This window comes from Janthinobacterium sp. PLB04 (assembly GCF_021165895.1).
Taxonomy (GTDB): domain Bacteria; phylum Pseudomonadota; class Gammaproteobacteria; order Burkholderiales; family Burkholderiaceae_D; genus Janthinobacterium; species Janthinobacterium lividum.
Genome location: NZ_CP088968.1, coordinates 3,688,152 through 3,702,171, shown reverse-complemented (window position 1 = coordinate 3,702,171; position 14,020 = coordinate 3,688,152). Strand labels below are relative to the sequence as shown.

At 61.0% G+C, this 14,020-nt stretch carries 15 protein-coding genes; 6 read left to right on the top strand and 9 right to left on the bottom strand.

Annotated elements, in window-relative coordinates; translation table 11 throughout:
- Nucleotides 1-321 precede the first annotated feature (321 nt).
- The 4 genes from LSO07_RS16400 to LSO07_RS16385 all read left to right on the top strand — a co-directional run bounded on the left by LSO07_RS16400 (nucleotide 322) and on the right by LSO07_RS16385 (nucleotide 4,914).
- On the top strand, nucleotides 322-1,920 hold the full coding sequence (locus LSO07_RS16400; RefSeq protein WP_034784627.1) for an ABC-F family ATPase: 1,599 nt from the start codon (nucleotides 322-324) through the stop codon (nucleotides 1,918-1,920).
- 239 nt (nucleotides 1,921-2,159) lie between these two features.
- Nucleotides 2,160-3,293, top strand: a complete 1,134-nt coding sequence (gene nadA / locus LSO07_RS16395; RefSeq protein ID WP_092604999.1) for a quinolinate synthase NadA — start codon at nucleotides 2,160-2,162, stop codon at nucleotides 3,291-3,293.
- A complete protein-coding gene (nadC, locus tag LSO07_RS16390; protein ID WP_070259452.1) occupies nucleotides 3,290-4,156 on the top strand; it encodes a carboxylating nicotinate-nucleotide diphosphorylase in 867 nt (288 codons plus the stop codon). Before nadA ends, nadC begins: the two co-directional genes overlap by 4 nt.
- Nucleotides 4,156-4,914, top strand: a complete 759-nt coding sequence (locus LSO07_RS16385) for a substrate-binding periplasmic protein (RefSeq protein ID WP_034784625.1) — start codon at nucleotides 4,156-4,158, stop codon at nucleotides 4,912-4,914. Before nadC ends, LSO07_RS16385 begins: the two co-directional genes overlap by 1 nt.
- 42 nt (nucleotides 4,915-4,956) lie before the next feature.
- Here the strand turns inward: LSO07_RS16385 and ypfJ are convergent, their stop codons facing one another.
- Nucleotides 4,957-5,847: a KPN_02809 family neutral zinc metallopeptidase gene (gene ypfJ / locus LSO07_RS16380; protein ID WP_034784624.1), complete on the bottom strand. Its 891-nt coding sequence runs from the start codon at nucleotides 5,845-5,847 to the stop codon at nucleotides 4,957-4,959.
- A gap of 165 nt (nucleotides 5,848-6,012) precedes the next feature.
- On the opposite strand from ypfJ, the gene LSO07_RS16375 reads away from it, so the two are divergent.
- Nucleotides 6,013-6,906, top strand: a complete 894-nt coding sequence (locus LSO07_RS16375; protein ID WP_151095459.1) for a GNAT family N-acetyltransferase — start codon at nucleotides 6,013-6,015, stop codon at nucleotides 6,904-6,906.
- 9 nt (nucleotides 6,907-6,915) lie between these two features.
- On the opposite strand, the gene LSO07_RS16370 is transcribed toward LSO07_RS16375, so the two are convergent.
- Entirely contained in the window at nucleotides 6,916-7,614 is a 699-nt protein-coding gene (locus LSO07_RS16370) for a DAPG hydrolase family protein (protein ID WP_151095456.1), read from the bottom strand.
- A gap of 107 nt (nucleotides 7,615-7,721) precedes the next feature.
- Here LSO07_RS16370 and LSO07_RS16365 point away from each other — a divergent pair, with 107 nt between their 5' ends.
- On the top strand, nucleotides 7,722-8,396 hold the full coding sequence (locus LSO07_RS16365; RefSeq protein WP_151095452.1) for a TetR/AcrR family transcriptional regulator: 675 nt from the start codon (nucleotides 7,722-7,724) through the stop codon (nucleotides 8,394-8,396).
- Here LSO07_RS16365 and LSO07_RS16360 read toward each other — a convergent pair.
- The 7 genes from LSO07_RS16360 to LSO07_RS16330 form a co-directional block, all read right to left on the bottom strand.
- Nucleotides 8,359-9,039, bottom strand: coding sequence for a DNA alkylation repair protein (locus LSO07_RS16360; protein WP_151095449.1), 681 nt, complete (start codon nucleotides 9,037-9,039; stop codon nucleotides 8,359-8,361). The two genes, LSO07_RS16365 and LSO07_RS16360, sit on opposite strands and share 38 nt — an antisense overlap.
- A 182-nt stretch (nucleotides 9,040-9,221) precedes the next feature.
- Nucleotides 9,222-9,998 carry a peptidylprolyl isomerase gene (locus LSO07_RS16355; RefSeq protein ID WP_034756072.1) on the bottom strand — a complete coding sequence of 259 codons (777 nt, stop codon included), beginning with the start codon at nucleotides 9,996-9,998 and terminating at the stop codon, nucleotides 9,222-9,224.
- Nucleotides 9,999-10,114: 116 nt separating this feature from the next.
- The gene (locus LSO07_RS16350; RefSeq protein ID WP_034784620.1) at nucleotides 10,115-10,894 is read right to left on the bottom strand and encodes a peptidylprolyl isomerase; all 780 of its coding nucleotides are present in this window, start codon (nucleotides 10,892-10,894) and stop codon (nucleotides 10,115-10,117) included.
- Nucleotides 10,895-11,007: 113 nt separating this feature from the next.
- The gene (locus LSO07_RS16345) at nucleotides 11,008-11,310 is read right to left on the bottom strand and encodes a BolA family protein (RefSeq protein WP_225317325.1); all 303 of its coding nucleotides are present in this window, start codon (nucleotides 11,308-11,310) and stop codon (nucleotides 11,008-11,010) included.
- The gene (locus LSO07_RS16340) at nucleotides 11,307-11,936 is read right to left on the bottom strand and encodes a septation protein A (RefSeq protein ID WP_034784619.1); all 630 of its coding nucleotides are present in this window, start codon (nucleotides 11,934-11,936) and stop codon (nucleotides 11,307-11,309) included. The genes LSO07_RS16345 and LSO07_RS16340 overlap by 4 nt, the downstream gene beginning before the upstream one ends.
- A 74-nt stretch (nucleotides 11,937-12,010) precedes the next feature.
- Entirely contained in the window at nucleotides 12,011-12,412 is a 402-nt protein-coding gene (gene msrB / locus LSO07_RS16335) for a peptide-methionine (R)-S-oxide reductase MsrB (protein ID WP_034784618.1), read from the bottom strand.
- Between the two features lie 9 nt (nucleotides 12,413-12,421).
- Complete coding sequence (locus LSO07_RS16330) at nucleotides 12,422-13,816, bottom strand: protein adenylyltransferase SelO (RefSeq protein WP_231772986.1); 1,395 nt, start codon at nucleotides 13,814-13,816, stop codon at nucleotides 12,422-12,424.
- Nucleotides 13,817-14,020 lie beyond the last annotated feature (204 nt).

The following is a 14,020-nucleotide window of genomic DNA, read 5'->3' as shown; positions in this document are numbered from 1 at the left end:
AGGAGATATGTGGCGGCTGTGTATCCTGGCGGTTGAAATCTTGTGCGGGATGATCGCCGGGCAATGTTGATCAGCTGGCTCACCCGGTTCGCCATGCTAGTCGTTGTTGGTGACTTAACGCCAAGGCCAGTGGTAGATTGCATGTTTGCGCTCACGCTAGCCCATGGCGGTTGGCGGGAACGTTCCCGCGTCATGCATCGTGATCCATGCAATTGCCAGTCATGCTTTTATGGCTGCTATACAGTGGCTCATGGTCGGTGCTGTATAATGGAAGGAAAGTATTTAACTAGCTGTTTTAACTGAATAAAGACCCAATATCACATGCTATCTACAGCAAATATTACAATGCAGTTTGGCGCCAAGCCATTGTTTGAGAATATCTCCGTCAAGTTCGGCGACGGCAACCGCTATGGTTTGATCGGCGCGAACGGCTGCGGCAAGTCGACGTTCATGAAGATCCTGGGCGGCGACCTGGACCCGTCGGGCGGCAACGTCATGCTCGATACCAACGAACGCCTGGGCAAGCTGCGCCAGGACCAGTTTGCCTTTGAAGACATGCGCGTCCTCGACGTCGTCATGATGGGCCACACGGAAATGTGGGCTGCCATCCAGCAGCGCGACGCGATCTACGCGAACCCGGAAGCGACCGACGACGACTACATGCAGGCCGCCGATCTGGAAGGCAAAGTCTCCGAATACGACGGCTACACGGCCGAATCGCGCGCGGGCGAACTGCTGCTGGGCGCCGGTGTTGCCATCGACCTGCATCAAGGTCCGATGAGCAATGTGTCGCCAGGCTGGAAGCTGCGCGTGCTGCTGGCGCAGGCGCTGTTCTCGAACCCGGACATCCTGCTGCTCGACGAGCCGACGAATAACCTGGACATCAACACGATTCGCTGGCTGGAAGACGTGCTCAACGAGCGCAATTCCACCATGATCATCATTTCCCATGATCGCCACTTCCTGAACCAGGTGTGCACCCACGTGGCCGACATGGACTACGGCACGCTGAAGATTTATCCAGGCAACTACGACGAATACATGTTCGCTTCGACCCAGGCGCGCAACCAGCAGCTGGCCAACAACGCGAAAGCGAAAGACAAGGTTGCCGAGCTGCAGGAATTCGTGCGCCGCTTCGCCGCGAACAAATCGAAGGCCCGCCAGGCAACATCGCGCGCCAAGCAGATCGAAAAGATCAAGGTCGACGACATCAAGCCATCGTCGCGCGCCTATCCGTTCGTGCGTTTCGACGGCGAAAAGAAATTGCACCGTCTGGCCGTGGAAGTCGAAAACATCTCGAAAGGTTTCGACCGCCAGCTGTTCAAGAATTTCAGCATCATGGTCGAGGCGGGTGAACGCATCGCCATCATCGGCGCCAACGGTGCCGGCAAGACCACCATGCTGCGTTGCATCGCTGGCGACATTGCCGGCCTGCAGCCTGACCAGGGCCGCGTGAAGTGGGCGGAAAACGCCAACGTCGGCTACATGCCGCAAGACCCGACGGAAGATTTCGCTAAAGACACGAACCTGACCGACTGGATCGGCCAGTGGACGAAAGAGGGCGACGACGACCAGGCCGTGCGTTCCATCCTGGGCCGCTTGCTGTTCGGCGGCGACGATGTGAAAAAGGCCGTCAAGGTACTGTCCGGTGGTGAAAAAGGCCGCATGATGTACGGCAAGCTGATGCTGGGCCGCCACAACGTGCTGATGCTCGATGAGCCGACCAACCACATGGACATGGAATCGATCGAATCGCTGAACATCGCGCTGGAAAAATACGCGGGTACCCTGATCTTCGTGTCGCATGACCGCGAATTCGTCTCTTCGCTGGCCAACCGCATCATCGAGATCAAGGAAGATGAAGTGGTCGATTACCGCGGCAACTATGAGGATTACCTCAAGAGCCAAGGTATTGATTAATTGCTGGAGTAGCGTTGCGTCGGATTACGCGCTGTGCGCTAATCCGACCTACGTCAGGGTGAGTTGCCCGGCTTGGTCGCGTAGGTCGGATTAGCGGGGCCGCCGAGGCGCAGCGTAATCCGACAATGCCGGCCAGTGAGGCCACCCAGCACCACACCGACGCGCCGCGGTCCTTTCGTTCCGGCGCACCTGCTTTATTGCAATCGTGCCGGTCTATCCCGTTTTTGTTTGACACAGCCATGCAAACTTTAGCCATCAAATCCGTCGAGTACGAACATCCACAAGACGGAGCCAGCTGCACTGCCCACGCCTGGGCACGCACGCCAGCGACGCCTTCCCCGGCTGAAAAAGCCGAACTGATCACGCGCATCAAGCGCCTGCTGATCGAGCGCGAAGCCGTGCTCGTTGCCCACTATTACGTTGATGCCGACCTGCAAGACCTGGCGGAAGCCACGGGCGGCTGCGTCTCCGATTCCCTGGAAATGGCCCGCTTCGGGCGCGACCACCCGGCCAAGACCCTCGTCGTGGCCGGTGTGCGTTTCATGGGGGAAACGGCCAAGATCCTCAGTCCCGAAAAAACGGTATTAATGCCCGACCTCGACGCGACCTGTTCGCTCGATCTCGGCTGCCCGGTGGACGAATTCACGGCCTTCTGCGACGCCCATCCGGACCGCACGGTCGTCGTCTACGCCAACACCAGCGCGGCCGTCAAGGCGCGCGCGGACTGGATGGTGACGTCGTCCATCGGCCTCGACATCGTTGCCCACCTGCATGCGCAGGGCAAGAAAATCCTGTGGGCGCCCGACAAGCACCTGGGCTCGTATATCCAGAAGCAAACGGGCGCCGACATGCTGCTGTGGCAGGGGTCATGCCTGGTGCACGACGAATTCAAGGGCATCGAACTCGATTTGCTCAAGGAAGAGTATCCGCAAGCCAAAGTCCTCGTGCATCCGGAGTCGCCCGCGAATGTGGTGGCGCTGGCCGACATGGTGGGTTCCACGTCGCAAATGATTGCGGCAGCGCAAACCATGGACACGGACACGTTTATTGTCGCCACCGACAACGGCATCCTGCACAAGATGCGTGCGGCCGCGCCGGGCAAGCGTTTCATCGAAGCGCCCACGGCCGGCAACAGCGCCACCTGCAAAAGCTGCGCGCATTGCCCGTGGATGGCCATGAATGGCTTGCTGAACCTGGCCGAAACGCTGGAAAACATGCACAACGAAATCCACGTCGATCCTGCCGTCGGCCAGCTGGCCGTGCGCTCGATCAACCGCATGCTCGATTTTGCCGCCGCCAAGAAGGCGGGCCTGAAGCCGGGCGCGGACCTGGCAAAAGAAACCACATTGTTCCAAGGAATCGGTCCAGCATGAGTACCCTCGTTAATTCTTTCGCCCCTTTCGATCCCGCCCTGGCGCGCGCATTCGAAGGCAATTTGCTGGCCGCCTTGCTGGAAGACGTGGGCCAGTGCGACCTGACGGGCGAGCTGGTGCCGCCTGACCACATCGTCACGGCCCGTGTCATCGTGCGCGAAGCAGCCGTGCTGTGCGGCGCGCCTTGGTTCGAAGGCATCATGAAAAGCCTGGACCGCAGCATCGACATCGTTTGGCATTACGCCGAAGGCGACATGATGGCGGCCGACAGCGTCGTCTGCACCATCGAAGCGCCTGCGCGCGCCTTGCTTACGGCCGAGCGCAGCGCCCTCAATTTCCTGCAACTGCTGTCGGCCGTGGCCACGGCCACGCGCCAGTATGTCGACGTGATCGCCGGCACCAAGGCGTCCATTTTAGATACGCGCAAGACCTTGCCCGGCCTGCGCCTGGCGCAAAAGTATGCGGTGCGCGTCGGTGGCGGCAAGAACCAGCGCCTGGCCCTGTACGACGGCATCCTTATCAAGGAAAACCATATCGCGGCCGCGGGCGGCGTCAGCCAGGCCCTGGAAAACGCGCGCAACCTCGACGCGGGCGTGCCCGTGCAGATCGAGGTGGAAACCCTGGCGCAATTGCAGGAAGCGCTGGATGCGGGCGCCGTCTCCGTCTTGCTCGATAACTTCAGCAACGACATGATGCGCGAGGCCGTGGCCATCACCAAAGGCCGCGCCTTGCTGGAAGCGTCCGGCGGCATCAATTTCGATACCGTGCGCGCGATTGCCGAAACGGGCGTGGACCGCATCTCGATCGGCAGCCTGACCAAGGATGTGCGGGCCACCGATTACTCCTTGCGCATCGTCGGCTGATGAGAAGAGCAGGGCGGCGCCTGCTGGCCTTGGCGCTGCTGTGGCCGGCATTCGCCGCGCCGCTGCAGGCGCGCGAGCTGCTGGCCGTGGGCGCGCAGTTCGAGCGCGTGTTCGAGTACCAGGACAGTGGTGAATACGGCGGCCTGGGCGCGGAACTGCTGCGCCTGATGGCGGCGCGCACGGGTAACACCGTGCGTTTTCGCATGGTGCCGTGGGCGCGCGCGCAAGCCATGCTGGTGCAGGGCCAGGCCGATATCCTGATCGGCCCCTACAAGACGCCCGAGCGTATCGCCAGCATGGCGTTTTCCGACAAGCCGTTCTACCAGGACCAGATGGTCTTCTATACGCGCCAGGACGCCAGCTTCGGCTGGGATGGCGACTACGCGGTGCTGAAGAACCGCCGGGTGGTGCTGCTCAATGGCTGGGCCTATGGCGCGGACTGGGAGCGCGTGCGGCCCGGCTTGCAGGTCAGCGTGGCCAACAATGTGGAAAACGGCTTGAAGATGCTGGTGCACAACCACGTCGACGTGTTTGTCAGCAACCGTCGCAACACCGATCCCGTGATTGCGCGCCTCGGCTATGGACGCCAGGTGAAACCATTGCCCAAAGTCATAGAACTGCAAAACGGCTATTTCGCCTTCCCCCGCTCGCCCACTTTCGACAAGCTGCGCCTGCAGTTCGACCAGGAGCTGAATAACCTGATCGAGACGGGCGAGCTGAAAAGACTGGGCAAGCGCTACGACGTCACCGTGCCCTGATGGATACGCATGCCGGCCCCCAGGGCGGCATGCGTGGTGGCACTACAATTGGCGTGCCTCGAACGTATTGCACTGGGAAATCTGGCCGCTTTCGATGCCCTTGGTAAACCAGCGCACGCGCTGCTCCGAGGTGCCATGCGTAAACGAGTCCGGCACGACATGGCCTTGCGACTGGCGCTGCAGCGCATCGTCGCCGATGGCCGTGGCCGCTTTCAGGGCCGCTTCCACGTCGCCCTGTTCCAGGATCTTGCGGTCGGCGTTCGCGTGGTACGCCCACACGCCGGCAAAGCAGTCGGCCTGCAATTCCAGGCGCACGGACATGGCGTTGGCCTGACGTTCCGATTGCGTGCGGCGCGCCTTGTCGACCTTCTCGGACAGGCCCAGCAGGTTTTGCACGTGGTGGCCCACTTCATGGGCGATCACATACGCTTCGGCGAATTCACCCGACACCTTGAAGCGCTGCTGCATCAGATTGAAGAAATCGAGATCCAGGTAGACTTTCTGGTCGCCGGGGCAGTAGAAGGGGCCGCTGGCGCTCTGGCCCGTGCCGCAAGCGGTCGGCGTGCTGCCGGAAAACAGCACCAGCTTGGGTTTCACATAGCTGCCGCCCTCGGCCTTGAACAGGGCGCCCCACGTATCTTCCGTATCGGCCAGCACGGTTTTCACGAAGCGGGCCATCTCGTCCGATTCGGGCGGCTGGCGCGCCGGTGCCTGGCTTTGCTGGGTGCTGACCTGGCCGCCACCGCCGCTGAGCAGATTCAGCAAGGTCAAGGGATTGACGCCCAGCACATACGAGCCGACGAGGGCGATGACGATGGTGCCGATGCCGATCGAGCGCCCGCCAAAACCAAAGCCGCCCCCGCCGCCGCCGCCACCGTCTTCGCCACGGCGATCTTCCACATTGTCGCTTTCGCGATTGCCTTCCCATTTCATGATATCTACTCCTGCTGCGATTTGCGATTGATTGGTGACGCCGCAAGATGTCTCTTGCGGTGAATCTGATAACGAATCTTACAATTATCGCAGCAAACCGCGCCGCGATAGGAGCGACAGTGTTACGCTTTGCAACTTTCCAACCACATCACAACAGGTGCATGCATGGCGCTTGCCAACGATACACTCATTTCGGCCACGGCGGTGGTCCAGGCACAACTGGATGCCTATAACGCACACGACGTGCTGGCCTTGCTGGCCATCTATGCCGATGACGCACAGCAATTCCAGCATCCCGATACCTTGCTGGCTCAGGGCAGCGCGCAGATCGGCCCCCGCTTCACGGCCCGCTTCGCCGCCAGCCGGCCGCGGGCGCAGTTGCTGAACCGCATCGCCTGCGGCAAGCTGGTGATCGACCATGAAATCGTCCATGGCGACACGGATGATGGCGTATCGGCGCAGGAACTGGTGGCGACGTATGAAGTGACGCACGGTCGCATCAGCCGTGCCTGGTTCAGCTTTGGCGCGTTGACGCGCCTGCGCGTGGCGCTGCCGGCCGATGTGCCGCAAATGAATGCGCTGATCGCCCGTTCCGGCGTGGAGCTGAGTGCGGGGTTTTATACGCAGGAACAGGCCGAGTCCGTGACGCGCCACGTGTTCGGCGTCGATACGCAACTCGTTGCCGACCGGACGTATTTCGTGATCGAACGCGATGGCGCCATGCTGGCCTGCGGCGGCTGGAGCCAGCGCGCCACCCTGTATGGCGCCGACCGCGCCAAGAGCGGGCCGGACCCGCTGCTCGATCCGGCCAGCCAGCCGGGCCGCATCCGCGCCTTTTTTGTGGAACCCGCGGCCGCGCGCCAGGGCCTGGGCAGCATGCTGATGCGCCATTGCGAGCGCCAGGCGCTGTCCGCCGGCTTTACCGCCCTGGAACTGGCCGCCACCTTGCCCGGCGTGCCGCTGTACCTGGCCAGCGGCTTTGTAGTCACGGAAGAGTTTCACCTGGACTTGCCCGATGACATCAAGCTGCCGCTGGCGCGCATGCACAAGCGGCTGTGATGCGGCGCTTTACCACGGCAGCGGCGCTTGCTCTCCGTTGGCGTGTTCGCCGTAGTACAGCGACGGCAGGAAACGCGACAGATAGGTAAATTCGCTGTAGCAGTGGCGCAGCAAGTTCAGGCCCAGCACGTCGGGCACGTCGCGCACGGGGTTGAGGCTGTTGCGCCCCAGCAGGAAGCGGCTGCGCAGCACGCAGCCCGTGGGCGTATCGCGTGCCAGGTGCAGCATTTCGCCGTCGAGCGGATCGCCGTACGGGTCAAGCACGACGTAATCGCCAAAGCCGATGCGCGCGCAGACGGCGGCCGACAGGGCGCCGCTGTCCTGTGCGTGGCGCAGTTGCTCCGCATCAAATACGTCTTTCGGATCATGGAACTTCAGCTTGGCTTTCACGGGCGGAATGTCGCCCAGGGATTCCACTGCCTCGATCGAGGCGCCGTAGTAACTCTCTCCCTTTTTCCACGCGCCGTTCCAGCCGTGATGGGCCACGTGATCGTGCGGGTGCCACCACTTGATGTGCTGTGTTGTCTCGAAAAACGTAAACCACCAGTCCAGCATGCGCCCGCTGCAGCCGTGCAGCTCGGTGCGTGCCGCCACCAGCAGGCAACCGTCTTGCAGGCGCGTGATGCCCGTTTCCAGGGGCAGGGGAAACGGGTCGAGCAAGTCGCCCGTGTCGGTGATGTTCCATGGGAATTGAATATGCTGCGTCATGTCATTTTCCGTTGTTTGGGTAAAACAATTATATATTAAAGAAACGTATAGCGTTTCCAAAATTGGATTCAGTGTAAAATCGTCCATCGATCAAGCTTGGAGCGGGCATGCGGGAAGATGAGAGCAAGGCTGTGCGTGGACGGGGCCGTCCGGCGCGCCCGCCGGAGGAAGCGCGCGAGGCGGCCGTGCAGGCCGCCACCTGGCTGCTGCTGCACGAAGGCTATGCGGCCACGACCATGGAAGCGGTGGCGCGCCACGCGGGGATGGCAAAGAAGTCACTGTATCAATATGCGGCCAACCGCGAGGAACTCGTCGCCCTGGTGGTGCGCGGCTGGACGGATGCCTTCCTGCCGGCCATGGCGCAGGATGCGGCCGCGCCTGGCGAAGTGCTGCCTTTATTGAAAGAGATCTTGCAGGCGATGGCGGCGCGCGTGCTGACGGCGGACGCCGTGGGCCTGTTCCGTTTGCTGTGCACGGAGTTTCCCGCCCGCGCCGATCTGCTGGCCGTGTATCAGCGCAACGGCATCGAGCGGGGCACGGCCCTGCTGGCCGAGTGGCTGCAGCGCCAGGCTGCGCGCGGCCATCTGGTGCTGCACGACGGGAAGGAACTGGCCGGCTTGCTGCTGGCCATGGTGATTGCCGAGCCGCTGCGGCAGATGGCGCTGGACTTGCTGGCGCCCGTGCCGTGCTGGGATGCGGCGCCGCGCATCGACGCCGCGCTGCGCCTGCTGGGCGGCTCGGCCTTCAGCGTGGCTGGTGCTTCAGCGCTTCGCGGCGGCTGAGGGGAGAGAGCAACTGGAGGTGCGCGTTGGCAAACGCTGTCACCGCCTCGGGCGCGTGGCGCGCGTAATCGCGCAAGGCCCAGCCGATGGCCTTGCGGATGAAAAACTCGTTTTCGTGGGCCAGCGCCAGCGCCGCGCCGAATAGCCAGACCGCATCCGTGTCGGCGCGCCAGCCCAGCTGGTGCAGCATGGCGATGCGGCGCAGCCAGAAATCGTCATGGCGCAAGGCCGCGTCCATGTGCGCATGGCCATCGCCGCCGCGCAGGTGCTCCGCCTGCAGCACGTCGCCGACAATGCCCGCCATGCCGTCCACGCTGTCCCACCATGCGCGCTGGCGCGCCAGGCCGAGCAGGGCGGGGATGTGCTCGATACCCAGCTGGCGCCAGTGCAGGGCCAGCATGTCGAGCGCCACGTGCTGGTATTCGCGTTCCGGCTGCTGCCACAGCCGTTGCGCGTGTTCCAGCAGTGTTGCGGGATCGATGCCCTTCAAACCTGCCAGCAAGCCCTTGGCGGCCATCCGCCGCTGCGGTGCGGCCACGCCCAGGAAGATGAACTGCTCGCGCATGTAGGCCTGCATGGGTGCCGCACGGCCCGGTTCGGCCGCCGCTTCCAGCGCGGCCTTCAGTTCTGCATGTAAATCCATCGCATCTCGCTTTTTTCAGGCGTAAAAAAAGCGCTCCGTGGAGCGCTTTATACCAGGGCAGAATGCCCGATAAAACCGTAACGAGCGGAAGTGAATTGTGGCCGGGAAGCGCAACCGTACGAAGGTACGGTGAGCATCGCAGGCCGCAAGTCACGACGCGCAGTAGGTTTGATCGGGTATTCTTATTGGATTTTGGCTTTCTTCATCAGTTCATCGCGGTAGGCGGCGAGTTTCTTCTGTTGCAGCGACTCGGCCACTTGACCCTTGACTTCTTCCAGTGCCGGCAACTTCGTCGGACGGGTTTCTTCCAGTTTGATCACGTGGAAGCCGAATTGCGATTGCACTGGCGTTTGCGTGACCTGGCCTGGTTTCAGGGCAACCATGGCGTCGGAGAATGGCTTCACGTACGAAGCTGGGCTAGCCCAGTCCAGGTCGCCGCCATTGGCTGCGGAACCGTCTTTCGATACTTTGGCCAGTTCTTCGAACTTGGCGCCGCCTTTCAGCTTGGCGATGATGTCTTTCGCTTCCGCTTCGGTGGCGACCAGAATGTGGCGTGCATGGTATTCCTTGTCGCCGGCTTGTGCCTTGAACTTGTCGTACTCGGCCTTGATTTCAGCGTCCTTGACGGGGTTTTTCTTGACGTAGTCGGCCAGCAGGGCGTTGATGATGATGCTTTGACGGGCATTGTCGATCTGCGACTTGACTTCCGGACGCGTGCCGTAGCCTTGCTTGTCGGCTTCCTGGATCAGCACTTCGCGGCCGATCAGGTCTTTCTTGATGGCTTCGCGCAATTGCGGCGAATCAGCTTGCTTGCCTTGGGCGACGACTTGTTTGACGACCTGGTCAACGCGCGACGATGGGATGGCCTTGCCATTCACGGTGGCCACGTTTTGCGCGAACGCAGGGATCGCTACAACGGCGACCAGGGCTAAGATCAGGCGGGCTGGCTTCAAAATCATGTTCATTCCTAATAAATTTACAAAAACTGATACAAGAGATCGCGACTGCCGTGCAGTTCGCGTTCAGGCGCAGAATACACGACCGGCGCCGAAAAGGGCGCCGGGGAGGTCAGTTCTTATTGAACTTTCGCTTTTTTGATCATTTCTTCCTGATACGCTTGCAATTTCTTTTGCTGCAGCGCTTCGGCGATCTGTGGCTTGACTTCTTCCAGGGTTGGCAGTTTTGCCGCGCGGGTGTCGTCCAGCTTGATCACGTGGAAGCCGTTAGGCGTTTGCACCGGGGTGTCGGTAACCTGGCCTTTTTGCAGTTTCACGAAGGCGTCGGAGAACACTTTCGGGAAGGACGATGGCGCTGCCCAGTCCAGGTCGCCGCCGTTGTCGGCCGAACCGCTATCTTTCGATTGCTTGGCCAGGTCTTCGAACTTGGCGCCGCCTTTCAGCTTGGCGATGATGTCTTTCGCTTCAGCTTCGGTGCCCACCAGGATGTGGCGCACGTGGTATTCCTTGTCGCCGGTCTGGGCCACGAAGCGGTCGTATTCCGCCTTGATTTCAGCGTCGTTGACAGGATTCTTTTTCAGGTAGTCGCCGACCAGGGCGTTGATGACGATGGCCTGGCGTGCGTTCTCGATTTGCTGCTTGACGGCTGCATCTTTACCGAAACCTTTGTTTTCCGCTTCTTGCATCAGCACTTCACGGCCGATCAAGTCCTTCTTGATCATTTCGCGCAATTGCGGCGAATCCGGTTGCTGGCCTTGGGCGACGACTTGCTTGACGACTGCATCAACGCGCGACGATGGGATAGGCTTGCCATTAACAACGGCAACATTTTGCGCAAAAACAGGTACCGCGACAACGGCGAGTAGTGCGATCAGCAAGCGGGCTGGCTTAAAAGTCATTATTAAATCCTGTTAGGGAAAGTTTCGTAAAAAACGCATGGAAAGAAAACGCGTGCATGGCGCTTGCGGCAAACGGCATACCAAGTTGCCCCGGTACGCCAAAAACGCCATCCTTACACTACTTCGGATGGCGCCAGTGCCACAATCGCCAATGCATGTATCTCATTATGCATCATATCGTGCACGGAATCATACACCAGTCGATGGCGCATGACGAGCCTGAGCCCCTCAAATTGACTAGAAATAATGCGTAGATTGTAATGGCCTCCACCGGAGGCGGCGCCCGCATGGCCCCGGTGGCGTGCCGAGTCGTCTTCCAGCACGCATTCCAGAGGGGAAAGTGCCGTTTCCAGGCGGGTACGAATGCGCTGCATGCGCGTTTCCGGCGCGGTGTTTTCGGTAGTGGAGCTCATCATGCGTCTTCCTTGATATGTTTGGCCAGGAACAGGGTTTGCGCCACGATGAAGGCAAAGAAGATGCCCGTCGCGCCAAACGCCTTGAAGCTGACCCAGGCGGCCATGTCGCCCTTGTACAGCACGAAGGCGACGAACAGGTTCAGTGCGCCGATGGCGCCAAAGAAAATGATCCATGCGGCCAGCAACTGGTTCCAGACGGCATCAGGCAACTGCACTTGCGCTTCCATGGTCTTGCGGATCAGGTTTTTCTTGAAACCCACGTAGGCGATCAGGAGGGCCAGGCCGGACAGCCAGTAGATCAGGGTCGGCTTCCATTTCAGGAAGAAATCGTCATGCAGGTAAATGCTGGCGCCGCCGAACACGACAAAGATGAACAGCGACAGCCACAGCATGCCGTCCACTTTGCGCCCGCGCAGCAGCAGATAGCTGACCTGGCAAGCCGTGGCGACGATGCCGACGAGGGTGGCAAGTATCCACGGCGCCTGGTCGGCCTTGATCAGGCCGCCAGACACGAAGCCGGACAAATATTGCTGCACGAAATCGTGCGTGGCCGCTTCATACATGCCGCCCAGTTTAAAAGCGGCAAAGAAGGCGATCAGGGGGAATAGGTCGAATAGAAATTTCATGGCGAGACTTTACACTGGTCTTATTAGAATCATCTTAGGAATGGCTTAGGAGCAACGCCTAAGCCATTGCCAGATCAAGGCTGCGGATCGAAGCGCAAGGAGGCCGAATTGATGCAATAGCGCAAGCCGGTGGGTGGCGGCCCGTCCGGGAAGACGTGGCCCAGGTGGGCGTCGCAGACGGCGCAGACGATTTCCGTGCGCAGCATGCCGTGGCTGCGGTCGACGATTTCCGTCACATTCGCCGGGTCGAGCGCCTGGAAATAGCTGGGCCAGCCGCAGCCCGAGTCGAATTTCGTATCGGAAGCAAACAAGGGCGTGTTGCAGCAGACGCAGGTGTAGATGCCATGTTCATGGTGGTCCCAGAACTTGCCCGTGAAGGCCCGTTCCGTGGCCGCGTGGCGCGTGACTTCGTATTGCATCGAGTCGAGCATGGCGCGCCATTCGGCGTCGGTTTTTTTGACTTTATTGGTGGTCATAATGACTCCTCAGGATGAGCAACTGACTTCAAGGTGGCTGGCCCAGTCGGGCGGCAGGGCCGCATAGTGCTGGTGTTCGGGCTGTTCGTCAAATGGCTTTTGCAAAACTTCCAGCAATTTCGCCACTTCCGTGTAGTCCTGCTGCTGGGCTTTCTCGATGGCCACTTGCGCCAAGTAGTTGCGCAGCACGTATTTCGGGTTAACCTGGTTCATTGCCGTTTGCCGTTCGGCATCAACGCTGTGCTCCTGCAGCAGGCGCGCGCGGTACGCCGCTGCCCACGTATCGAAGGCGGGGCGGTCGATGAACATGTCGCGCAGCACGGTGTCGTGCTCGGGGGCGGCTATTTCCAGTGTCGCCAGCGCTCGGAAAAAATTGGTGAAATCCACGTGGTTGGCTTGCATCAGGGCAAACATGCCGTCGAACAGTTGCGTATCGTCGTCATGTTGCGTGCGCAAGCCCAGCTTGGCGCGCAGCAAGGCATTCATCTTCTCCGCAAACGCGGGCTGGTAGCTGTCCAGCGCCGCCTGCGCCTCGGCCACTTCACCGATCAGTGGCAGCAGGGCCTGGCCCAGCGCATAGCAGTTCCAGTGGCCCACCTGCGGCTGGTTGGCGTAGGAATAGCGGCCCTGCTGGTCCGTATGGTTGCAGATGTGCTCGGCATCGAACGCTTCCATGAAGCCGAAGGGGCCGTAATCGAGCGTCAAGCCCAGGATCGACATATTGTCCGTGTTCATGACGCCATGCATGAAGCCCACGGCTTGCCATTGCGCAATCATGTGCGCCGTGCGCACGCAGACTTCGGCCAGCAAGGCTTGATATGGATTTGATGCAGCGCGCAAATGGGGATAAAAACCGTCGATGATGTAATCGGCGAGGATTTTCAGTTCTTCCGGCTTCTTGCGGTAAAACCAGTGTTCGAACGAGCCGAAGCGCACAAAACTGGGGGCCATGCGCGTCACGACGGCTGCAGTCTCGACGGTTTCGCGCATGATGCCTTGCTGCGAACCCATGATGGACAGCGCGCGCGAGGTGGGAATGCCCAGCGCCGCCATGGCTTCCGAACACAGGAACTCGCGGATGGACGAGCGCAGCACGGCGCGGCCGTCGCCCATGCGCGAATACGGCGTGGCGCCGGCGCCTTTCAGCTGCAGTTCCATCGGACCGTGTTCGGTGGCGATGTCGCCCAGCAGGATGGCGCGGCCATCGCCCAGCTGGCCAGCCCAGACGCCGAACTGGTGGCCTGAATACACGGCCGACAGGGGAATCGAGCGCTCGGCAACCGTGTTGCCGCTCAGCAGCTCCACGTAATCGGGCCCGGCCAGGCGCGCCGCATCGAGGCCGACCAGGCTGGCGGCCGGCGCGCTGGCGGCCACGAAATATGGGGCGGGCAGGGGCGTGGGCATCAAGCGCGTATAGAACGCGGGCGGCAAGGCCGCAAAGGCATTATCCAGTGGTAAGGTATGAGCGGTGATGGCAATTCCAGTCAGTAAGATGGACCGGCAAGGTGCGCCAGCCTGGAATGCGATTTTACCGCACAGCGCCAGGGCGCGTGGCGGGCGCTGTCGTGGGGAGCAATGCGGCAAAAAACGGAATCAAAAATTCCATGC